This window comes from Shewanella sp. UCD-KL12, from assembly GCF_001957125.1.
Lineage (GTDB): Bacteria > Pseudomonadota > Gammaproteobacteria > Enterobacterales > Shewanellaceae > Shewanella.
On record NZ_MPHJ01000004.1, the window covers coordinates 89,754 to 113,631 of the forward strand.

The following is a 23,878-nucleotide window of genomic DNA, read 5'->3' on the forward strand; positions in this document are numbered from 1 at the left end:
CATGTTTTCTAATGAAGTGATATTTCTTGGTTTGATCTTTTTAGCAGTGATTTTATTATCACAAGCTTTATTTCTACCCGTTTACAGCCCTCAAAGAGCGAATACTGCGCTAGTACGTAAAAGGTTAAAGCAGCTTTCAGAAAAGGCTGATGGTGAAGCATATGAAACCTCACTTCTCAGGAAAAGCCGCCTGCAAAAAGTGACTAAAATAGGAAGGACACTTGAACAAGTTGAGTTTATTGAGAACCTGAGTTATCGGTTAGAGTTAGCTGATTATAAAATGATGGGTCATCACTTTTTATTATTGACCCTTGTTACCGCCACAATCGTTGCCTTAATTACTTGGACCTTCCTAAAAGACCCTACTGTTACTTTTGTGCTATTTGCTATCACTGTTTTTCTATTTAATTTTAAACTTAATCGCGACACGAACAAGAGAATGGATGAAATAGAGGGGAGTTTTCCAGATGCACTTGATGTCATTCGCCGGGCACTGCAGGCTGGATACTCTTTTTCAGATGCCATTAAACTTGCTACTGAAGAGCTTGATGGTGCAATAGCAAAAGAGTTTAAGTTGATGTTTGCCAATATAAACTACACTAAAGATACTAAACGAGCCTTACTTGGTTTCATCGAGCGGGTACCGAGTATCTCTGCAATGGCGTTTGCCAGTGCAGTGATGGTGCAAAAGGAAACTGGGGGTAATCTTGCGGAAAATATAGGTAACCTTTCAAGAGTGATTCGTGAAAGATTTACCTTTAGGCGCAGAGTCAAAACATTATCTGCTGAGGGGCGGTTATCTGCCTGGATTTTGATTTTGCTACCCTTTGTATTATTTGCAGTGATTTATATCCAGACGCCTGGTTATGTTGGTGAGTTAACAGGGACAGAAGCTGGGCAAAAGTTATTGATGTGGGGGGCCATAGGAATGACAATTGGTGGCTGGTGGATCAGTAAGATAATTAAAATAGATATGTAACTATGGATTATTTAATTGGATTATTTGGCTCGCTATTTGATGACCCTGAAAATGTAAAGTGGGGGATTTATGGTATTGCTGCTATCGCTGGGATCACGTTTGCAATTGCTATCTCCTTTCTTATAAGCGGGATCTACTCACCATTAAGAAAACGCTTAAAGCATATAAATAAAGAAAGTGAACCACTTTTTGATGCTCAAAATGATGTTAATTCGACGCTAGAACATGGGATAAGCCACTCACCTAAACGCTCTCCAATTAACTTATCAAATGATGAAACCCGAAAACTATTAATTCATGCAGGCCTTCATTCTGAAAATGCTCTATCAATTTTCAGCTCTATTCGATTGATTTTAATACTATTAGGGGCTGGGTTATCCGTCATCGTGCTGACCTATTTCCCTGATCTGTCTACTATGATGACGGTTTATGTCATTGCATTCTTAATGGGCGGTGCATTCTTATTACCATCTATGATATTGCAAACATTAGCAAAGCGACGCATGAAGATGCTGAGACGAGGTTTTCCTGATGCTTTAGATCTATTAGTCGTTTGCTGTGAAGCTGGACTTGGCTTATTAGCAGCCATTCAAAGAGTATCGAATGAATTAGCGTTAAGTCACCCAAGCCTTGCTAGTGAACTCGAGCTCGTATGTAGCAAGGTGAGGGCAGGTTTAACGGTTAAAGTGTCACTAGAGGAGTTTGTAGATAGGACAGGTTTAGAAGACATTAAAGGGTTAAATTCAGCTATCTCTCAAAGCATTCGTTTAGGCACAGGTATTGCTGAAACCTTAAGGGTTTTCTCAGATGAATATCGCAATAAACGTTTGCAGGAAGCTGAAGAGCAAGCGGCAAAGCTAGCAGTTAAAATGATTTTTCCTATGATGTGCTGTATCTGGCCTTCCTTTTTTATTGTCGCTGTAGGTCCTGCCGTACTCAAAGTCATGAAGGTATGGGGACAGGCATTTTAGTCTCACTTGATAAACGGATCTGGAGAGCGTAGATGAGCACAAACAAGAGATATGAAGTTGTAAAACACAGCCGTATGCTTTTTACCACAGCTTGCCTCTCTATGGTTATATTTATGCAAGGTTGCGGCTCTACTCAAGATGAAGAGCTCGCGGCAGTCGAAAACACGCCTCCTTCACGCCAAGATCTGTATGATGGTAACACTGCAGTGTCAGTCGCTGCTGCTAATCCACCAAAAGATGAAGCTGATGCATTAGCAAGAGCCAGTCATGAAGAGAAATCTGGAAATTTAGATCAAGCATTATATCTCTATGTTCAGGCACTGGACTTTAATGATCAAAATGCTGAAACACTGTATAACATTGCAAGAATACACAGCATCAAAGGTAATATTCAATTAGCTTATCTAACTTACAATGAAGCGCTAGTGGTCGACCCGAATATGTTAATGTCACATGCGGGCTTAGGGCTAATTAATATGGATAAGCGCCAGCATACACAAGCAAGAATACATTTGATGAAGGCTGTCGAGCTAGATCAAAAACGCCTTGAAGTCGATGGCAATAGTATGATGTCCAATGGTTTCTACCCATTAGATAAGGAGTCACCAGTAAGAATATATAATGCTATCGCTATCTTAGAGGATATGGACAATAACCATCAGATAGCGAGAGACTATTATCAATTAGCATTACAAAGAGAGCCGCGTTCAGCGCTTATCACCACTAATCTTGGTTATTCCTATTACCTTACTGGCAACTTTACGCTTGCTGAGAAATACCTTAAAAAGGCAGTAAAAGAAGACCCGAATTTTGATCGAGGCTGGACAAATTTAGGCTTAGTTTATGTAAGAAAAGGCCTCTATGGACGTGCATTAACAACTTTTGAGCATACTATGGAGCCTGCCGATGCGTTAAATGATCTCGGTTATTTTTTGATGTTAGAGGGGCAATACCAACAAGCTATCGACTTGTTTCAAAGAGCTATAGATAGCTCGCCAAGCTATTTCGAGCAGGCACAAAAAAATCTCAAACGCGCCTCGATGGAACTACGAAGCCAGCAGCGACGTTAGCAAGTTTGCTTTGCTTGAGTCATAAATTTACTCCATAAAAAAACGCCCAAAGGGCGTTTTTATTTAGATGTAAACGCGAGCTTAAATTAGCTCAACTCTACCCTTAGAAGCTCGCAGACTTTGGTGCTCTTGGGAATGGGATCACATCGCGAATGTTAGCCACACCCGTTACATATGAAACAAGGCGTTCAAAGCCGAGTCCAAATCCTGAATGAGGCACTGTGCCATAGCGACGCAGATCACGGTACCACCAGTAATCCTCTTTACTTAGGTTCATCTCTTCAAGACGCGCATCAAGTACATCTAGACGCTCTTCACGCTGTGCACCACCGATGATTTCACCAATGCCTGGTGCTAGTACGTCCATTGCAGCGACGGTTTTACCATCTTCATTGAGGCGCATATAGAAAGCTTTAATATCTTTCGGGTAGTTCTTAACGACAACAGGTGCTTTGAAGTGTTCTTCTGCAAGATATCTCTCATGCTCTGATTGTAGATCGATACCCCACTCGACATCATACTCAAACTTCTTACCACAGTTCTTTAAGATCTCAACGGCATCAGTGTAATCAACTTGAGCGAAGTCACTGGTGACAAAAGATTCAAGACGGTCAATGACGGTTTTATCTACGCGTTGAGCGAAGAACTCAAGATCATCACGACGCTCTTCAAGTACCGCTTTGAAGCAGAACTTAAGCATCTGCTCAGCAAGACCAGCAACATCATCTAGATCGGCGAAAGCAACTTCTGGCTCAACCATCCAAAACTCAGCCAAGTGACGGCTAGTGTTTGAGTTTTCTGCACGGAATGTCGGGCCAAAGGTATACACTTTTGACAATGCACTCGCATAGGTCTCTGCGTTAAGCTGACCTGATACGGTAAGGAAAGATTCTTTACCGAAAAAGTCTTCATTATAATCAACTTTACCTTCATCTGTGCGAGGTAAGTTTTCCATATCAAGTGTCGATACACGGAACATCTCACCAGCACCTTCACAATCAGAAGCGGTGATTAGTGGCGTCGATACCCAGATAAAGCCTTGCTCGTGGTAGAAACGATGAATGGCTTGAGACAGACTATTGCGCACTCGAGCGACTGCACCAATGATATTGGTACGAGGGCGCAGGTGAGCTAGCTCGCGCAAATGCTCTATTGAGTGACGTTTAGCTGCCATTGGGTATGTATCAGGATCATCAACCATACCAGCAACTTCAACATCAGTAACTTGAAGCTCGAATGACTGGCCCTTTCCTGGAGATTCAACAACTTCACCTGTCATAACAACAGAACAGCCAGCAGTAAGCTTTAATATTTCGTTATTATAATTTTCTAAGTTATTTGGCACTACACCCTGAATAGGGTCAAAACAGGAACCATCATAAACGGCAAGAAAAGAGATCCCAGCCTTGGAATCTCGACGAGATCTTACCCAACCTCGAACGGTAACTTGCGAACCGATCGCAAACTCACCTTTAAATACAGAAGCTACAGATGTAATGCTCATTGTTGCTTAGTTCTCCAACGAAACGTTTTATAAAAAATCGGACGTTTATATTACCTTGCTGGCAGCTTTTCTCAAGTATCAATAACGGATAAACCCATTAATCTGGCTGTTTTATTAGCTTATTTGTACATTTAACAGAAAAGACTATCTTCAAGTCAGCCTGTGCTTATGATTGACTGTATGAGAAAGGCACAAATAGCACAGAACAGATGAATCTTAAGTAGTAACCAGTTTCTATAAAACGAGCTTATAAGATGAGATGCGATAGGAAAGGACATTAGCCGTTTAATCCTTGATTGGCAGGTATAAAGCATAATTGTTATGATTAAAACATGAGCTATAAGGTTATCTATGTTTTAGGAGCATGCCATGAAGAAAATTACTCTTTTTCAGCGTTTTTTGGCATTTCTTTCGATTACTGGTTGGGCATTAGCCATCTATGCATTATTGGTGTTTGATAAAGCAAGACCAGACAGAGCGGTTGGTTACTATTTGAGTAAAGGCGCATCGGTAAGGTTAGAGTGGGACCCAATGCGTACGCTGCAACTAGAACATATTATCTGGTGGTGTGCTGCAATCAGTTTTATCAGCTTGGGTTTTAATTACTACTTTGCTCACCATAGTAAGATGGGTTATTGGTTTAATATACCTTTGTTGCTGTTGAGTTCATTAGCTGCAGGGCTATACCTACGCTTTTGGGTTTAGCGTTTTTATTGCAAGTGTATACATAGCCTATTGAGTATTGCTGCCGTAGCCCCCCATATTAGGTGTTCACGGTAGCGAATGAAATATACGCAATGGCGTTTTCCATGTCGATGATATACATGTTTTTGTCTGTGTTTGTTCTGAATTAAAAATGAAAGAGGTACAGTGAAAAGCTCTTCAACTTCACCTGGATCCAGTATCGGATTGAATTGCTCTTTGATGAGTCCTATCACTGGCGTAATTTCAAACCCCGTAAAGGTTTGTTGCACTGGGTATTGACCAATAACTTCTACATTGTCTGGCGATAATGCAATCTCTTCATCTGCTTCTCTAAGCGCTGTCTCAACCAGCGACTTATCATCTTGTTCAAACTTCCCCCCCGGAAAGCTAATTTGTCCAGGGTGAGAACGTAGATGATTTGGACGCTTGGTCAGTAATATATGAATTTCACCATCGAATTTAGTCAGTGCGATAAGCACAGCTGCTTGTCGAAGCGGTGAGCTGATATTTAGTGATGGATCAGAGGGTAACTGAAGAAGGCTATAGCGGGTCTTAAAGTCTGTAAGTTGCATGTTCAAAGCAATATGTGCCATATAACCTCTTTTATTCACTCTTCAGTCAAGCCGGTATTAGGTTTGCAGGACTGGCAAAATCTTACTTACCTTATCATAGCTCTCTTGGTACTCATTCTCTGCGGTCGAGTCGGCAACGATTCCTCCTCCGGCCCAGCAATGGATTTGGTTATTTTTAGCAATTAAGGTTCTAATCGTAATACTTGAGTCCATTTGACCATCTTGACTGATATAACCGATAGAACCACAGTAAAGCGATCTTCTTGAAGGTTCAAGCTCTTCGATAATTTCCATCGCTCTAATTTTGGGAGCACCAGTGATAGACCCACCAGGAAAAGCGGCTTTCAGAAGATCCGTTGCTTGGTAATTTGTAGATAATTTAGCGGTTACTGTACTCACTAAGTGATGAACAGCTGGAAAGCTTTCTATCTCAAACAGGTGTGGAACAGACACTGAACCTGGCTCTGCAACCTTACCTAAGTCGTTGCGAAGCAGATCAACAATCATCAGGTTTTCTGCTCTATCTTTAGTTGATGCCTGTAGTTTAAGTGCTGACGACTTATCATCTTTCAGATTTGCATGCCTTGGACTGGTCCCTTTAATTGGCTTAGTTTGAATCTCTTTACCTTTTAACTGAATAAATCGCTCTGGAGAGATAGAAAGTACAGTCGCTTGTGGAACCCGTATAAAGGCAGAAAATGGGGCTTTATTGGTATCACGAAGAGCGAGGTAGGCTTGCCACTCATTGCCATGATAATCAGCACTAAATCTCTGCGTTAAATTTATCTGATAACAGTCACCGCTGTGCAGATACTCTTGGATATGATTAAACTTTTCAATGTATTCATTTTTAGTGATTTGAGGTTGCCATTCACTGTCAAGTTTAAAGGGGGTTTCTTGTATTGAACTGGATAATTGCTCCTTTAACCACTCGAGTGCTTTTTTAGCATCTGATTCTGAACCATAGTGCACAAGGTTCCACTCACCCGTTTTATAGTCAAATATCACTGCCCATCGATATAAACCAACATGCATATCAGCAAGTTGAATATCATCTTGTGCAATCACTGGAAGCGTTTCAATATGTCGACCTAAGTCATAATTGAAGCAACCAATAGCGCCGCCTGAGAAAGGTAAGGGCGACTGTTTTTTTTCAGGGAAATAATGAGCAATTTGTTGCTTAATGATATCCAAAGGGTTGAGACTGCTAGTGGTCGACTCATAAATTCCCTCTTTTGATAAGGTCTCGATTTTAGTTTCAAGGCCCGATGTAACGAGTGTTACGATAGGGTCAACACAGATAATATCAAATCGGCTGTCGCAATGATTGGCATTAGCAGAATCGAGCAATATAGACCAAGGCATATTGGCTAAGTGAGAAAACAGTTCTGTGGTCGTTAAATTACTGTCTAGACGCAGTATTGAAACAGCTTGAGGCGCCGAAAAGCTCATCGATTAACCTTATCTAAAATGTGATATAGCCCTAAAAGTCGCGAAAGAGTATCATATCTATAAGCTAGCATTAATAAAAACAGATGCGCCGACCTGAATTGGCGGAAAAGTATCCTAATGTCACTAAAAAGGAAGCGATTGTGAGCAAAGAAGTTGTTATCAAACAAGCTGATCTCATCGAGAGTGTAGCCGATTCCCTACAATACATCTCTTATTATCATCCTAAGGATTTCGTCGATGCGATGACGCAAGCCTATGAGCGAGAGGAAAGTGCTGCAGCAAAAGATGCTATTGCACAAATATTGATTAACTCACGCATGTCGGCTGAAGGCAAGCGACCGCTTTGCCAAGATACTGGCATTGTAACTTGCTTTGTCAAAGTTGGTATGGCTGTTAAGTGGGATAAAACTGACATGACAGTCCAGCAAATGGTTGATGAAGGGGTAAGACAAGCTTATCTAAACCCTGATAACCCACTACGTGCATCTATTGTCGCTGACCCTGCTGGTAGCCGTAAAAATACCCGAGACAATACGCCGTCAGTAGTACATATAGACATGGTACCTGGCAATCATGTTGAAGTGGCGATTGCAGCTAAAGGTGGTGGGTCTGAGAATAAATCTAAGATGGCAATGCTTAATCCTTCAGATGATATCGCTGCCTGGGTTGAAAGAACGTTACCGACAATGGGAGCGGGTTGGTGTCCCCCTGGTATGCTTGGCATAGGTATCGGTGGTACAGCTGAAAAAGCCGCTGTACTTGCCAAAGAGTCATTAATGGATCCAGCTAATATCCATGAATTACAAGAAAAAGGCGCAGAAACTGCCGAAGAGAAACTTCGTCTTGATATTTTTGAGCGTTCAAATAATTTAGGCATAGGTGCACAAGGCTTAGGCGGTTTAACCACAGTGCTTGATGTGAAAATTAAGTCTGTGCCTACGCATGCGGCATCAAAGCCCGTTGTCATGATCCCTAACTGCGCCGCGACTCGCCACGTTCACTTTCATCTAGATGGTACAGGCCCTGCACAGTTAACGCCTCCTTCGCTTGAGGATTGGCCTGTGATCACTCGTGAAGCAGGTGAGAATACCCATAGAGTCAACCTAGATAATGTGACTCAAGAAGAGATTGAAAAGTGGAAGAGTGGCGATACCTTGCTGCTGAACGGTAAAATGTTAACTGGTCGAGATGCAGCTCATAAACGCATTCAAACCTTGATTGAAAGCGGTGAAGGTCTACCAGAAGGCGTCGATTTTACCGGTAAGTTTATCTATTACGTGGGTCCGGTCGATCCTGTTGGTAATGAAGTTGTAGGACCAGCAGGCCCTACAACTGCGACTCGCATGGACAAGTTTACCGATCTAATGCTAGAGAAAACCGGCTTAATGGGCATGATTGGCAAAGCTGAACGAGGTCCTGCGACAGTCGCTTCTATTAAAAAGCATAAAGCGGTTTATCTAATGGCCGTTGGCGGCGCGGCATACTTAGTTTCAAAAGCGATTAAAAAATCACGTGTTGTTGCTTTCGAAGATTTAGGTATGGAGGCTATCTATGAGTTTGATGTTAAAGATATGCCAGTGACTGTTGCTGTCGATTCTGAAGGCGTTAATGCCCATGAAACAGGCCCAGCAATCTGGAAAGTTGACGTTAAGTAAATGCTTAAATATTGAGTCATAGTAAAGTTTGGCTTAGGTAACTTGCTTAAGCCAAATTTTTTGGATAGTGTTCGCATATTCGGGTCTATACATTCATTAGGCTCAGGCTTGCATGGATGCACTGACTACAATCATTCAAACTTTAACGTATCACCAAGCTGTAGGTTGCAAAGTGATGTTAAGGTAGGTTTGAAATCTAAAAAGATGATAATAACAATGAAAAAAACTGCAATCATACTTGCTATGGCGAGTACCGGAGTCGTAATGTCGGCTCAAGCCTCATCCCCACAGCCTTTTAAGGTTCAGGACCTAGTTAAAATCAACAAACTTCATTCAGCTAACTTATCAAATGACGGCAACAAATTAGTTTATGCTGTCAAAAAATTTGATGAGGAAGGGAAGGCAAGTTCAGATCTATATCTTCAAGACCTAACGCAAGCGGAAAGTAAAGCGAAACAACTTACTTATGCTGTTGGCACTGAACACAGTGCAGTGTTTTCAGCAGATGACCAATCAGTTTACTTTTTGGCAAGTCGTGATGGCTCAAGTCAGTTATATCAGCTTGCTTTAACTGGAGGAGAGGCAAAACAGGTCTCTGACCTACCTCTTGATATTGAAGGATTCAAGCTATCTCAGGACGGCAAGCAGGTTGTCCTGAATATGCGTGTCTTCCCAGACTGCAAAGATCTAAAGTGTTCAAAAGACAAGTTTAACGCTGAAGCTGAACGCACATCAACAGGTCGTGAATATAAGCAACTGATGGTAAGACATTGGGATACGTGGAGCGATCATTCAAGAAGCCACCTTTTTGTCGCACAATTAAATGGTGAGAAGATCACTGATGCGGTTGATGTGACAGCGGGTTTAGATACAGAAACACCCCCTAAGCCATTCTCAGGCATGGAGGAGGTGACATTTACTCCAGACGGAAAGCATGTGGTTTACAGTGCTAAAGCACCGAGTAAAGATCAGGCATGGATCACTAACTATGATCTGTGGCAAGTACCGGTAACTGGCGGTGATGCGGTAAATTTAACAGAATCTAATAAAGCGTGGGATGCACATCCAACGTTTTCTGCTGACGGCCGCTACCTTGCTTATTTAGCAATGACAAAGCCTGGCTTTGAAGCAGATAGATACCGCATTATGTTACGCGATACGGTAACCGGCCAAGAGAAAGAAGTTGCTCCTTTATGGGACAGAAGTGCAAGCTCGCTTACTTTTGGTAAAGACAACCGTACTTTATATGTAACAGCACAAGATGTTGGTCAAGTTTCAGTGTTTGAAGTGAACACCCAATTTGGTGATGTAAAAACAATCTTTAATGATGGTAGCAACAGCATTGTTGGTGTCAGTAACGATAAGATAGTTTTTAATCACAAGAGCCTAGTGCAACCAGGCGATCTACACTCCATTAATATCGATGGTCAGGGCATTCAAAAGCTTACAGATATCAATAGTGAGAAGCTCGCTAAAATCAAATTCGGTGAGTTTGAACAGTTTAGTTTCAAGGGCTGGAATAACGAAGAAGTACATGGATACTGGATTAAACCATCAGACTATAAAGCGGGAACTCAATATCCTATCGCATTTTTAGTTCATGGCGGTCCTCAAGGTTCATTTGGTAATTCGTTTAGTAGCCGTTGGAATGCTCAACTTTGGGCTGGTGCTGGTTATGGCGTCGTGATGATCGACTTCCATGGATCTACCGGTTATGGACAGGCTTTTACTGATTCAATTACCCAAGATTGGGGCGGCAAGCCACTTGAAGATCTACAAAAAGGCCTAGATGCTGTCACTCAGCAGCAAAAATGGTTAGATCCAAATCGTACCTGTGCGCTTGGTGGTTCATATGGTGGCTATATGATGAACTGGATCCAGGGTAACTGGAGTGACGGTTTTAACTGCCTAGTAAACCATGCAGGCTTATTTGATATGCGCTCTATGTATTACGTTACAGAAGAGTTGTGGTTCCCTGAATATGAATTTGGCGGCACTTATGATCAAAACAAAGAGCTGTACGAGAAGTTTAACCCAGTAAACTATGTAGAAAACTGGAAGACACCTATGTTAGTGATACATGGTGAAAAAGACTTCCGAGTGCCTTATGGTCAAGGCCTTGCCGCATTTAGCTTTATGCAGCGCAAGGGGATCCCGTCTGAGTTACTTATCTATCCTGATGAGAACCATTGGATCTTAAACCCTGACAACTTAGAGCAGTGGTACGCCAATGTACTGGGCTGGATGGATCGCTGGACTAAAAAATAAGTCTAATCTGTATAAATCTAGCTATTTGTAATCCTAATAAAAAACCAGAATCTTGATTCTGGTTTTTTTATTTTCAGGCCTAAAGCACCGTCTTCAGTTGATAGTGCTCACAATTAAGCATTGACTATATGTCTGATTAACCCGTTTTGTTCCAGCCACTCATTAAAACTCTTCCTGTAACATTAGCCTCTAACACTTAAGCTTTTACACTCAACCTCTAACACTCAAGCTTAATACTTGGTCTCTAATACCTAGTCTTTTATTTAACCTTTTTGTTTATGCCGTCCCACTTTAAAATCCGGCATATTGCATCCATAATTAAATCGGTCTAAACATCAACCAGATACCGTTTATAGTGACTATTATTCAAGTTTCATATCCATGGAAGAGGGGCTCAGTAAGTTCAGGTTTCAACGCCCTTTAGGTTTCATTGCGTGGATTCGATATACGACGGTATTGATGCAAAAGATAAGGGGCAGCAGGATGCCACTGTCGAAAATAACGATTAACTCATCCGCTATGATTGTCTGCAGCGCTTTGAACTCCCGCTTAGTGGTTCAACGTTTAATGCTATTGGTAATATATTCCAGATAATTTGAGCAAAAAAAACCAGAGCATAGGCTCTGGCTTTTATTCGTCAGTTTGAATTAACCAAACTGGTTCATCGTATTGTCTTTACCTGAAGCTTTTAGCGCCTGATCGCCTGAGAAGTACTCTTTGTGATCATCGCCCATATCAGAGCCCGCCATGTTCTGGTGCTTAACACAAGCAATACCCTGACGTATCTCCTTACGTTGTACATTAGCCACATAACCTAGCATACCTTGGTCACCGAAGTACTCTTTAGCCAAGTTGTCAGTTGACAATGCGGCTGTGTGATAAGTCGGTAGCGTAATTAAGTGGTGGAAGATACCTGCTTCACGTGCTGCGTCAGCTTGGAAGGTACGGATCTTTTCATCAGCTTGAGTCGCTAGTTCAGTCTCATCGTACTTAATATCCATTAGATCAGCGCGGTCGTAAGCTGAAACGTCATTACCCGCTTCCTGCATCGCATCAAATATCTGCTGACGGAAGTTAAGTGTCCAGTTAAATGAAGGTGAGTTATTGTAAACAAGCTTAGCATTTGGGACGACTTCGCGGATAGCGTTAACCATAGCGCCGATTTGAGCAACGTGAGGCTTCTCTGTTTCAATCCACAATAGATCTGCACCATTTTGTAGGCTAGTGATACAGTCAAGTACACAACGCTCTTCACCAGTGCCTGAGCGGAACTTAAACAGACCATTAGGTAGGCGAGATGGCTTAACAAGTTTATCGCCACGCTTAAAGACCACATCACCATTGTCTAAGTTACTACTCGTCACTTCTTCAACTTCAATAAATGAGTTGTACTTATCACCAAGGTCGCCTGGCTCTTTGGTTACTGCAATCTTTTGTGTAAGACCTGCGCCTAGCGAGTCAGTACGAGCCACGATAACACCATCGTCGATACCCAGTTCTAAGAAAGCGTATCTTACAGCGTTGATCTTTGCTAAAAACTCAACATGGGGAACAGTGACTTTACCATCTTGGTGTCCACACTGTTTAACATCAGATACTTGGTTTTCAAGTTGAATACAGCAAGCACCTGCTTCAATCATCTGTTTAGCCATAAGGTACGTAGCTTCCTCATTACCAAAACCTGCATCGATATCAGCAATAATTGGTACTACGTGAGTTTCGAAATTATCAATCTTATCTTGAATAGCTGCTTTATTTGCGCCTTCAGCCTTATCTAGCTCACGAAATAATCCACCTAGCTCACGTGCATCGGCTTGTCTTAGGAAGGTGTAAAGCTCAGCAATGAGGCTTGCTACAGATGTCTTCTCATGCATTGATTGATCTGGCAAAGGACCAAACTCACTACGAAGTGCAGCAACCATCCAACCTGATAGGTAAAGGTAGCGACGTTTTGTTGTCAACAGGTGCTTTTTAATAGAGATCATCTTCTGCTGACCGATAAAGCCATGCCAGCAACCTAAAGATTGGGTGTACTGAGAGCTATCAGCATCATAGTTATCCATATCTTCACGCATTATCTTAGCCGTGTACTTAGCGATGTCTAACCCAGTCTTAAACTGATTCTGAGCTCTCATACGAGCGACAGACTCAGGGTTGATTGCATTCCAGGCACTACCTTCTTTCTCTATTAGTGTTGTTGCTGTATCAATATCTGCTGTGTAATTTGACATGGTAAGTCCCTTCCTACAAAAAATGTGTTTAACAACGATTGCTTCCGTTAAAAATAATAGTAATATTGAGTCAAATTAGTCTAATTTATAGTTGTTATCTTCGGTATTGATTCTATGAATATATCTCGTATTGACCTGAATTTACTTGTTTATTTTGATGTTTTACTTAGAGAATTAAATGTAACTCGTGCTGCAGATCAGCTTGGGATAAGCCAACCGGCCATGAGTAATGGTCTAAAAAGGTTGCGTACATTGTTCGATGATCCGCTATTAATTCGAACCAGCAAGGGGATGACGCCAACTGAGCGGGCAAGCGAGCTTAAACCCGTTATTCGTGAGTTATTAAATGGGCTAGAAAAAGCAGTCCAGCCTAAAGCAGAGTTTAATGCCCGTGAGAGCGAGCAGGTCTTTCGGATGATGGCTTCCGATTATGCTGAGTCGACATTAATACCACTATTAATAGCAAGGCTACGTAATGAAGCCCCAAAAGTGATTCTAGATATCATGACGCCAAGTGATGTGAACTTCTCAGATGTGGAACAGGGAAGAGTTGATATGGCGATAAACCGATTTGACAACATTCCGCAGTCTTTTCATCAAAAAGTTCTTTGGAAAGACACATTTAGCTGCTTAATCAATCGTACTCATCCTGTTCTTAAAGACTTTAACCTCGACAGTTACTTAGATTCACATCATGTATGGGTGAGTAAAACCGGTATGGGTGTCGGTGTGGGCATGGATCCTGATGATGTTCAACGTTTAGGTTGGGTTGATGAAGCATTGGCTCGATTAGATGCTAAACGACGGATCACAGTGTTTACCCGAAATTATCAAGCAGCAAGCTCTTTGGCTGAAAGACAAGATTTAATCGCAACTGTACCAAGTAAAATGGCAAGGCTGCAGCAAGATAATACCCGAGTCAGTATTGTCAGCCCGCCGTTCGATATTCCTCCTATTGAATTAACAATGGCATGGAGCCCGCTATTGCAGCACAACCCAGCGCATAAATGGATGCGTGAGCTTATTACTGAGACAGCAAGAATCATTGATCGTTTCTAATCGACTTATGTCTGTAACGGGACACAGTGTAAGACTTGTAGAGATATAATTCTGGTGAATGGTAATTATAACTACGATAAATTAGTTAAATACACTCTGGCTGGATAAAATTAGCGCTATTAAGTTAATCGCTACTATTTAAGGGAATAACCATGACATCACGAATTCAGGTTGGCAGTTTAAGCGTTGCAAGCTCGTTGCACGAATTGATCAACGAACAGATTATTCCTGGAACAGGGATCTCATCGGATAAGTTTTGGAACAAACTAGAAGCTATTTTAGACTCACTTGGCCCAAAGAACAGAGCGTTACTAAAAGTACGAGATGAACTTCAGCTGAAGATAGATGCCTGGCATTTAGCTAATCAAGATTTTGACCCTGCGGCGTATCGAAATTTCTTAGAAGAGATTAACTACATAGTCCCTGAGGGTGAGAACTTCAGTATTACGACTGAAAATGTTGATATTGAAATTGCAAAGCAGGCAGGGCCGCAACTCGTTGTGCCAGTAAAGAATGCCCGCTTTGCGCTCAATGCTGCTAATGCTCGTTGGGGCAGTTTATATGATGCCCTTTATGGTACAGATGCGATAAGTGAAACGGGTGGTGCTGAAATAGGTACATGCTTTAACCCTGTTCGAGGCGATAAAGTCGTTGCATTTGCAAAAGCGCACTTAGACCAGTTAGCACCTTTATCTGTAGGTAGCCATAGCGAGGTGAGCCACTATCAAGTTGCAAACCAGACGCTACTCATTACGTTGAACGATGGGACTGACACACACCTTCAACACCATGAAAAATTTGTTGGCTACCTTGGCAGTGAGCAAGCGCCGACAGCCATTTTATTAAGAAATAATGGCCTGCATGTTGAGATTCAAATCGATAGAGCTAGCAGTATTGGAAAAACTGATCCGGCAGGTGTAAAAGATCTCCTTGTAGAGGCGGCAGTTACCACCATTATGGACTGTGAAGATTCAGTTGCAGCAGTTGATGCTGAAGATAAATGCGAAGTCTATAGCAATTGGCTTGGTTTAATGAAGGGAGATTTAACGGCGGAGCTGTCAAAAGGGGGCAAAACGATAACCCGCGAGTTAAATAATGACCGTTGCTACCTCTCACCCAAGGGAGTTTCGTTCAACTTACCTGGCCGAAGCCTATTGTTCGTTCGTAATGTCGGCCATTTGATGACGAATGAGGCTATTTTAGATAAAGAGGGACAGGAGATCCCTGAGGGAATTTTAGATGGCATGGTGACTGTGCTTGCAGCAATCCACGATCTAAAAGGCAATAATAACGGTCGTGCAAATAGCCGAGCTGGTTCAATCAATATCGTTAAGCCAAAGATGCATGGTCCAGATGAAGTGGCTTTTGCATGTGAGCTATTCACTATGATTGAGGATGCGTTTAGTTTATCTCGTAATACCATTAAGTTAGGCATTATGGATGAGGAGCGACGCACTACCGTTAACCTTAAAGCGTGTATCCGTGTCGCAAAAGAACGGGTGGTGTTTATTAATACCGGTTTTCTCGATAGAACCGGTGATGAGCTCCACACTTCGATGTTAGCGGGACCCTTTGTCCCTAAGACTAAAATGAAGCAGCAAGCCTGGATCAACGCGTATGAAGATTGGAATGTTGATGTTGGTTTAGCATGTGGCTTACCTGGCCGTGCACAAATAGGAAAAGGGATGTGGGCGATGCCAGATGAGATGGCTGCGATGCTCACTCAAAAGATAGGTCATCCTAATGCAGGTGCTAATACTGCTTGGGTCCCTTCGCCAAATGGCGCCGTATTACACTCAACGCATTATCATAGTGTGGATGTGGCAGAGAAGCAGAAAACACTTAAACAAAGAGCCTGTGCGAGTTTAGATGATATTTTAACTATTCCTCTGCTAAAAGGGTCATTGACTGACCAAGAGATACAACATGAGCTAGATAATAATGCACAAGGGATCTTAGGTTATGTTGTACGTTGGATTGATAGTGGTGTAGGTTGCTCAAAGGTTCCTGACATTAATAATGTTGGCTTAATGGAGGACCGAGCTACGTTAAGGATATCATCACAGTATATTGCGAACTGGCTTATCCATGATATTTGTACAGAAGAGCAAGTAACAGCATCACTGAAACGAATGGCGGTTGTTGTTGATAGTCAAAATAGCGCTGATCCAACCTATACCTGTATGGCTCCAAGTTTTGATGGCGTTGCATTTAAAGCGGCTTGCGAGTTGATATTTAAAGGAAAAGAGCAGCCTTCAGGCTATACAGAACCATTACTTCATGCTTACCGTATTGAGAAAAAGGCGATGTAGTAACCTTTTAATATAAAAAGCCAGCGTTACTTGAGAAACGCTGGCTTTTTTATGCCATTAATATTGTTGTTGTCTTAGCTTATTTATCTGAATAGGCTCTGCCATAGAAGCTATCGAGTAGCACTTGCTTTAACTCTGCAATCAATGGGTATCTTGGGTTGGCACCTGTACATTGATCATCAAATGCATCTTCTGCTAACTCATCAATCTTAGCTAAGAAATCGGCTTCATTGACGCCTGCTTCTTGGATTGAAGCCGGAATGCCAATCGTCTTCTTGAGCTCATCGATCTTTTCAAGGAGAGCTTCGACTTTCTCTTCATCTGTCGTTCCATCTAAGTTGAGATAATCAGCTATCTTTGCATAACGGCAAAGTGCTTGAGGACGATCGTACTGGCTAAATGCAGCTTGTTTTGTCGGCATATCCGTTGCGTTAAAACGGATCACATTACTAATGAGTAGCGCATTTGCTAAGCCATGTGCTAAATGAAACTCTGCGCCGAGTTTGTGCGCCATAGAGTGACATACGCCAAGGAAGGCATTGGCAAACGCGATACCGGCTATGGTTGAACCATTATGTACCTTTTCACGGGCTACAGGGGCGTTAGCTCCTTCGTTATAAGCATCAGGCAGATACTTAAATAGTAGGTCCAATGCCTGCAGGGCTTGGCCATCGCTGTATTCATTAGCCATGATACTGACATAAGCTTCTAGCGCATGAGTCACAGCATCAATACCACCAAATGCGGTGAGTGACTTTGGCATATCCATTACCAAGTTAGGATCGACAATGGCCATGTTCGGTGTTAACTGATAATCGGCAATAGGGTATTTCATGCCGGTTTTTTCATCAGTTACAACTGCAAATGGTGTCACTTCAGAGCCAGTGCCAGATGTGGTTGGAATCGCAACCATCTGAGCTTTTACACCAAGTTTTGGAAATTTATAGATACGTTTGCGGATATCCATAAAGCGTAAAGCCAGATCGGCAAAATCAACATCTGGGTGTTCATACATAACCCAGATTATTTTAGCTGCATCCATAGGTGAGCCTCCACCTAATGCAATAATCACATCTGGTTGGAAGCTATGGGCCATCTTGGCACCCTGATTAACGATTGCTAAAGTCGGATCTGCTTCTACTTCATAAAATACATCTGTTTCGATGCCCTGAGCTTTTAAAATTTTAATTGTTTCATCACAGTATCCATTGTTGAACAGATACTTATCAGTAACGATTAGCGCTCGTTTCTTCTCACTAAGCTCTTCAAGTGCAATGGGCAAGCTGCCACGTCGGAAGTAGATAGATGAAGGAAGTTTATGCCACAACATATTCTCGGCCCTCTTAGCGACCATTTTTTTATTGATTAGATGACTTGGTCCAACGTTTTCAGAAATTGAGTTTCCGCCCCATGAACCGCAACCTAATGTCAGAGAGGGGGCTAATTTGAAGTTATAAAGATCGCCAATACCACCCTGAGAAGCTGGTGTGTTAATCAGTATTCTGGCTGTCTTCATTCTAAAGCCAAAGGCCTTGATACGATCGCCTTGGGTATCTTGATCTGTATATAAGCCAGATGTATGGCCAATACCGCCGAGAGTCACTAAGGCTTCAGCTTTATCCATCGCATCTTCAAAATCACTTGCGCGGTACATACCTAAAAGTGGTGAAAGCTTTTCGTGGGCGAAGGCTTCGGCTTCTGAGATATCACTGGCTTCACCAATTAATACCTTGGTCCAGTGAGGGACATCTATATTGGCCATTGCGGCAATGGTTGACGCACTTTGGCCAACGATGTCTGCATTAAGGCCACCATTTTTCAAGATGATATCTTGCATCGCTGCTGTTTCATCTTTACTCAGCAAGTAACCACCGTGTGATGCAAAGCGCTCTTTAACTGTGTCATATATTTCATCGACGACAATAACAGCTTGCTCTGAAGCACATACGACACCGTTATCAAATGTCTTAGACATTAAAATTGAGCTGACGGCGCGTTTGATGTCGGCACTTTCATCTATCACAATAGGCGTGTTACCCGCACCGACACCAATGGCTGGTTTGCCTGATGAATAGGCAGCTTTCACCATACCAGGGCCACCGGTCGCTAAGATAAGATTAATCTTATCATGAGTCATAAGCTGATTAGACAAGGCGACACTTGGCTGATCAATCCAGCCTATGATGTCCTTTGGTGCACCAGCTTCAATGGCTGCTTCTAATACAATACGTGCAGCAGTCGTAGTCGACGCTTTAGCGCGTGGATGCGGTGAGAAGATGATGCCATTACGTGTTTTTAGACTGATAAGCGCTTTGAAGATAGCGGTAGACGTTGGGTTTGTGGTGGGCACTATCCCGCAGATAATTCCGACTGGCTCTGCAATCGTGATGGTCCCAAATGTTGGGTCTTCATCTAAAATCCCGCAGGTTTTGTCATCTTTGTATTTGTTATAGATATACTCAGATGCAAAGTGATTTTTGATCACCTTGTCTTCTATCACGCCCATGCCGGTTTCAGATGCAGCCATTTTGGCAAGAGAGATACGTGCATCAGCCGCAGCGAGTGCAGCAGCTCTAAAAATTTTATCTACCTGCTCTTGAGTATAATTGGCAAATTGAGCCTGAGCATCTGCGACACGTTGCACAAGAAGGTCGAGCTCTTGCTCATTGGTAACTGTCATATTAAGTTCCTCGAAAAAATTTAGCCAAAAACGATTTTGGCTAAATGTTCTCTTGGAGAAAAATTACACCCAAATCCGTTTTGTAACCGTGATCTTTACCACAGTTTCTTTGCTATATGTAATTAAATTACATTGTTAACGACTTGTATGCTGCTTTGATGAACAAAACAGACAAAAATAGCATAAAAAATCTTATGCGAACTGTGTCAAACAGATAAAAAAACTCATTTTTACCTGGTTAAATCATAGGGTAAAGTAGCGATCTTTATAGGCTATTATGACAATTGCCTAAAAGCCGTATATTTTTATATTACCGTGTTATCTCTTGAGGATATGTAAGTGGATTTGACTCTTTACGTTAAGTTTTTCTTGGGCTTGGTTGCGATTATCAATCCGGTTGGACTTTTACCTGTTTTTGTCAGCTTGACTAGTCACCAGACGCCCTTTGAACGGGATCAAACTGGCAAGGTCGCTAACTTTGCAGTGGTAGTGATCTTATTGGTCACTATATTTGCAGGCCAACATATCCTGAACATGTTTAGTATCTCACTTTCTGCATTTAGAATTGCAGGGGGCTCTTTGATAGCCATCATCGCCATGTCGATGCTACAAGGAAAGCTGGGTGAGGTGAAACGAAACAAAGAGGAGGACCGTGAAGCATCAGGCATGGAATCAGTAGCTGTAGTGCCTCTTGCCTTGCCGTTAATGGCTGGACCGGGCGCGATTAGCTCTGTGATTGTATCCGCTGCCGAAAATGATAACTTTATTAATCATATCGGCATGTCTATTACGGTGGTTCTGTTTGGCTTAACAAGCTACATCCTGTTTCGTTCAGCACCTATGATCTATAAGTTATTGGGTAAGACGGGCATTAACGTCATAACCCGTTTAATGGGTCTACTTATGTTGTCTATCGGTATTGAGGTGATTGCAGCTGGATTTAAAGGCTTGTTTCCTAATTTGCTCCAATAACTGTTGAGACAACTTGCTGTTAAAATCTTGATTTTTATTGAAAAGATAAAGTGACGCTCCTAGGCGGAGCGTCTTTGGCTAATGTGTATAGCATGGGTTTCTAACATGTGGTTATTGATTGAGTTAAAGCTCTCTATTTAATTCAATCAAAGATCCAGAATTAGGACTGAACAGATGTTGGTGTAAACGTGCAGCGAATTCATCGGTCATGCCTGAGATGTAATCAGCAATGACCCTATGGCTATTTAGACCGTTCGCTTTACTATCACGCCACCTTTTTTGGGTATTAGTAGGTAATAGTCGTTCAGGATCTGATTCAAACGCTTCAAATAGCTCCATCACTATCTGTTGTCCCTTGTACTCCAGCATCTGTATTTCAGGCTTTCTGATCACATATTTATAAACGAAGCTTTTTAATGTTTCTAGTGCGATGGTGAAGTTGTCATCGAGACCTGCGTTAAAGCGCAATAGCTCATCATTAAAATTAGTATCTTCCTTGATATCTATAGCGGTGACAAAACCGTTTACTAAGGTGCCGATAGCATCCTTTCTTAAATGATGTTTACTTGAAAAAAGTTTACTGCCAATGGTACAAAATTCGTCACTTATCCAGCTGTCTTCACTTAATATAAGCGGGTTTGCGACATCACTTTTCCATTGTTCAAGATTAACTATTCCCATAACGATAGCATCCTCTAAATCATGAACTGCATAGGCAATATCGTCAGCTAGCTCCATGATAGAACAGTCTAAGGATTTAAACTGAGTTCGCTTATGGCGATGATCTATGGGTTTATGGCTTGCTAAAAACCGCTCTTTATCACTGAGGCTGAGTGGCTCAAGTACCCACTCTAATATATCGATATCATCGTCAAAAATGCCTTTTACCGGCGTCCACTGAGCGGGTTTGAGCTGTCGAATATTAGATATACTATCAATGTCATAATCCTGTAAAAGATCAGAATAGGGGGCAGGGTACTTTAATACTCCCAATAAAGTCCTTCTACATAAGTTCATGCCAAAAAACTCAGTATAGGGCTCGAGTCCAGTCAGTATTCTGAACGTTTGCCCATTGCCTTCAAACCCACCATGTTTACGCATCATATAGTTAAGCGCGACTTCACCGCCATGTCCAAATGGTGGGTGACCGATATCATGAGCCAGGCATAATGACTCTATCAAACTCATTGAATCAAACAGCCTTTCTAGCTCTGGGCGCTTTTGCTTGAGTTGAGCGCGAATACCTGTACCTATTTGGGATACTTCAAGAGAGTGTGTAAGACGAGTACGATAGAAATCATTCATGCCTACTCCTAACACCTGGGTTTTGGCCTGTAAGCGCCTAAATGCAGCAGAGTGAAGGATTCTAGCTCTATCTCTTTGGTAAGGGCTACGGTGATCGTTGCGTCGTTTTTTATCTTCGCTTAAACGTCGTGCGTGCCATACAGACTCTGTCATAAGGGATCTCTTTTCAATGCTACTTATAAGAAGTGTTATTCCAATTGGTATTAAAGCAGCTGATTAATATCATCTAAATTCAATTTAAAACTAGGAATAAAGCAATCGATAAAATACTTAACCGCGGGATCGGGGTTTTCACTCAAAGCGTGTTCTAACCGTTTTCGGGCTGTATTGAACTCCTTGTTTCCCGCGCCATGCTCCTCAAGGCATTTGATATAGGCGCAAATGGTGTCAGCTGATTTCACTAATGACTTGTATCTTGCATCTGCATACTCACTGACTAGCAGGGCCTTATAATCATCCTGAAACTCATCGGGGACCATCTCCAATAGCCTTTTCTCAGCTATAGCTTCAATTTTTTTGTATTCAGATTCAATCTCTTTATTGAAGTACTTTACCGGGGTGGGTAAGTCTCCTGTGATAATCTCACTTGCATCGTGAAATATTGCGATTGTTGCAGCTCTATCAGGTGATAGGGTCGTACCAAATTTACGATTACTAATGATTGCTAGACTATGGGATATCATGGCAACTTGTAGCGAGTGTTCTTGAACGTTTTCAGTTCTAACATTGTACATGAGTGGCCAGCGTTGAATTAATTTCATGCGAGCAAGGTGGGCGAAAAGATGGCTCATGGATAAATTCTGCCTATTTCTTTAACGAGATAAACTTACATTAGCACAAGCATCTAATTAGAAAAATAAAAGCAACCCATGAGGTTACTTTTATTATCGAGATAGTGACGAGTTACGGAACTGGCTATTGGCGATATGTTTCCATAAACTCACCAAATTCGATCAGTGCTTTCTCTAGATCTTCTTTATGGGGGAGGAAAACGACTCTAAGATGATCTGGCTCTGGCCAGTTAAATGCGGTGCCATGGACGAGTAGGATCTTTTTCTCTCTTAATAGATCAAGTACTAAACGCTCGTCATCGCGAATATTGAACTTTTTACTATCAAGTTTAGGGAAGGCATACATGGCCCCTTTAGGACATTTAACACTGACTCCTGGGATCTGGTTGAGTAGCTCAATGCATGTGTCACGTTGAACTTTTAACCTGCCGTCATCAATTAGCAGCTCGTTTATACTTTGGTAACCACCAAGCGCAGTTTGAATGGCATGTTGATTTGGGACATTGGAGCAAAGTCGCATTGAAGCCAACATTTCAAGACCTTCAATATAGCTTTTTGCCGCTTTTAAGTTCCCCGATAACATCATCCAACCGACTCGAAATCCAGCTGCTCGGTAAGATTTTGATAATCCGTTGAACGTTACTGTGAGTATGTCATCCGATAAGCTAGCGGCTGGGACATGCTGAGCTTCGTCGTACAAGATCTTGTCATAGATCTCATCGGCAAAGAGAATAAGGTTATGCTCTCTACAGATCTCAATAGCTTCTAGTAACAGCGCTTTGGAGTACACGGCACCTGTAGGGTTATTCGGGTTTATCAGTACTAAGCCTCTAGTTCTTGGTGTTATTTTTGATCTAATATCATCAAGATCCGGAAACCAGTCCGCTTCCTCATCACAGCGATAGTGCTGAGCATGGCCACCTGAAAGGTGAACTGCAGCTGTCCATAACGGGTAATCAGGGGAAGGTATAAGCACTTCATCACCGGAATTTAATAGGCCCTGCATGGCCATTACGATAAGCTCTGAAACACCGTTACCGATATAGATATCTTCGATATCAACACCAAAGATCCCTTGTGATTGATAATGCTGAACAATGGCCTTTCTGGCGGAGAAAAGACCTTTGGATTCACAATAGCCCTGGGCACTTGGAAGATTCAAGATAACGTCACGTACAATCTCTTCTGGCGCTTCAAAACCAAAGGGAGCAGGATTACCAATATTTAGCTTTAAAATGCGGTGTCCTTCATCTTCAAGGCGGCGTGCCTCTTTGTGTACAGGCCCTCTGATGTCATAACAGACAGTGTCTAGTTTGTTTGATTTGATGATTGGACGCACAAATAACCTCTAC

At 42.1% G+C, this 23,878-nt stretch carries 17 protein-coding genes; 9 read left to right on the forward strand and 8 right to left on the reverse strand.

All coding sequences use genetic code 11. The features are described 5' to 3' along the window. Position 1: 1 nt before the first annotated feature. From BM736_RS09655 to BM736_RS09665, 3 genes are read left to right on the forward strand one after another with little or no spacing between them, the layout of a single operon-like run. The gene (locus tag BM736_RS09655; protein ID WP_076411327.1) at positions 2–979 is read left to right on the forward strand and encodes a type II secretion system F family protein; all 978 of its coding nucleotides are present in this window, start codon (positions 2–4) and stop codon (positions 977–979) included. Positions 980–981: 2 nt separating this feature from the next. Then, a complete protein-coding gene (locus BM736_RS09660) occupies positions 982–1,950 on the forward strand; it encodes a type II secretion system F family protein (RefSeq protein WP_076411329.1) in 969 nt (322 codons plus the stop codon). Positions 1,951–1,982: 32 nt separating this feature from the next. Next, complete coding sequence (locus BM736_RS09665; RefSeq protein WP_083700024.1) at positions 1,983–3,020, forward strand: lipopolysaccharide assembly protein LapB; 1,038 nt, start codon at positions 1,983–1,985, stop codon at positions 3,018–3,020. A 103-nt stretch (positions 3,021–3,123) separates the two neighbouring features. On the opposite strand, the gene asnS is transcribed toward BM736_RS09665, so the two are convergent. Further along, positions 3,124–4,524: an asparagine--tRNA ligase gene (gene asnS / locus BM736_RS09670; protein WP_076411333.1), complete on the reverse strand. Its 1,401-nt coding sequence runs from the start codon at positions 4,522–4,524 to the stop codon at positions 3,124–3,126. Positions 4,525–4,893: 369 nt separating this feature from the next. Here asnS and BM736_RS09675 point away from each other — a divergent pair, with 369 nt between their 5' ends. Then, complete coding sequence (locus BM736_RS09675; RefSeq protein WP_076411335.1) at positions 4,894–5,229, forward strand: hypothetical protein; 336 nt, start codon at positions 4,894–4,896, stop codon at positions 5,227–5,229. Between the two features lie 5 nt (positions 5,230–5,234). On the opposite strand, the gene BM736_RS09680 is transcribed toward BM736_RS09675, so the two are convergent. Continuing rightward, on the reverse strand, positions 5,235–5,801 hold the full coding sequence (locus tag BM736_RS09680) for a CoA pyrophosphatase (RefSeq protein WP_076411771.1): 567 nt from the start codon (positions 5,799–5,801) through the stop codon (positions 5,235–5,237). Positions 5,802–5,858: 57 nt separating this feature from the next. Beyond that, the gene (gene pabB / locus BM736_RS09685; protein ID WP_076411336.1) at positions 5,859–7,253 is read right to left on the reverse strand and encodes an aminodeoxychorismate synthase component I; all 1,395 of its coding nucleotides are present in this window, start codon (positions 7,251–7,253) and stop codon (positions 5,859–5,861) included. Between the two features lie 83 nt (positions 7,254–7,336). Here pabB and BM736_RS09690 point away from each other — a divergent pair, with 83 nt between their 5' ends. Both BM736_RS09690 and BM736_RS09695 read left to right on the forward strand, forming a co-directional pair. After that, complete coding sequence (locus BM736_RS09690) at positions 7,337–8,908, forward strand: fumarate hydratase (protein WP_076411338.1); 1,572 nt, start codon at positions 7,337–7,339, stop codon at positions 8,906–8,908. A gap of 216 nt (positions 8,909–9,124) precedes the next feature. Further along, positions 9,125–11,176 carry a S9 family peptidase gene (locus tag BM736_RS09695; protein WP_076411340.1) on the forward strand — a complete coding sequence of 684 codons (2,052 nt, stop codon included), beginning with the start codon at positions 9,125–9,127 and terminating at the stop codon, positions 11,174–11,176. Between the two features lie 647 nt (positions 11,177–11,823). On the opposite strand, the gene BM736_RS09700 is transcribed toward BM736_RS09695, so the two are convergent. After that, positions 11,824–13,407, reverse strand: a complete 1,584-nt coding sequence (locus BM736_RS09700; RefSeq protein ID WP_076411342.1) for an isocitrate lyase — start codon at positions 13,405–13,407, stop codon at positions 11,824–11,826. A 114-nt stretch (positions 13,408–13,521) separates the two neighbouring features. On the opposite strand from BM736_RS09700, the gene BM736_RS09705 reads away from it, so the two are divergent. Beyond that, positions 13,522–14,466, forward strand: coding sequence for a LysR family transcriptional regulator (locus BM736_RS09705; protein ID WP_076411344.1), 945 nt, complete (start codon positions 13,522–13,524; stop codon positions 14,464–14,466). Positions 14,467–14,618: 152 nt separating this feature from the next. Further along, positions 14,619–16,778 carry a malate synthase G gene (locus BM736_RS09710; protein ID WP_076411346.1) on the forward strand — a complete coding sequence of 720 codons (2,160 nt, stop codon included), beginning with the start codon at positions 14,619–14,621 and terminating at the stop codon, positions 16,776–16,778. A gap of 79 nt (positions 16,779–16,857) precedes the next feature. Here the strand turns inward: BM736_RS09710 and adhE are convergent, their stop codons facing one another. Beyond that, the gene (gene adhE, locus BM736_RS09715) at positions 16,858–19,458 is read right to left on the reverse strand and encodes a bifunctional acetaldehyde-CoA/alcohol dehydrogenase (RefSeq protein WP_076411348.1); all 2,601 of its coding nucleotides are present in this window, start codon (positions 19,456–19,458) and stop codon (positions 16,858–16,860) included. Positions 19,459–19,797: 339 nt separating this feature from the next. Between adhE and BM736_RS09720 the strand changes: the two genes are divergently transcribed. Beyond that, complete coding sequence (locus tag BM736_RS09720) at positions 19,798–20,430, forward strand: YchE family NAAT transporter (RefSeq protein ID WP_076411350.1); 633 nt, start codon at positions 19,798–19,800, stop codon at positions 20,428–20,430. Positions 20,431–20,553: 123 nt separating this feature from the next. Here the strand turns inward: BM736_RS09720 and BM736_RS09725 are convergent, their stop codons facing one another. The 3 genes from BM736_RS09725 to BM736_RS09735 form a co-directional block, all read right to left on the reverse strand. Further along, positions 20,554–21,888 (reverse strand): anti-phage deoxyguanosine triphosphatase, encoded by a 1,335-nt coding sequence (locus BM736_RS09725; RefSeq protein ID WP_076411352.1) that lies wholly within the window; start codon positions 21,886–21,888, stop codon positions 20,554–20,556. 50 nt (positions 21,889–21,938) lie between these two features. Beyond that, positions 21,939–22,526, reverse strand: coding sequence for a 5'-deoxynucleotidase (gene yfbR / locus BM736_RS09730; RefSeq protein ID WP_076411354.1), 588 nt, complete (start codon positions 22,524–22,526; stop codon positions 21,939–21,941). Positions 22,527–22,650: 124 nt separating this feature from the next. Next, positions 22,651–23,865: a pyridoxal phosphate-dependent aminotransferase gene (locus BM736_RS09735; protein WP_076411357.1), complete on the reverse strand. Its 1,215-nt coding sequence runs from the start codon at positions 23,863–23,865 to the stop codon at positions 22,651–22,653. Positions 23,866–23,878 lie beyond the last annotated feature (13 nt).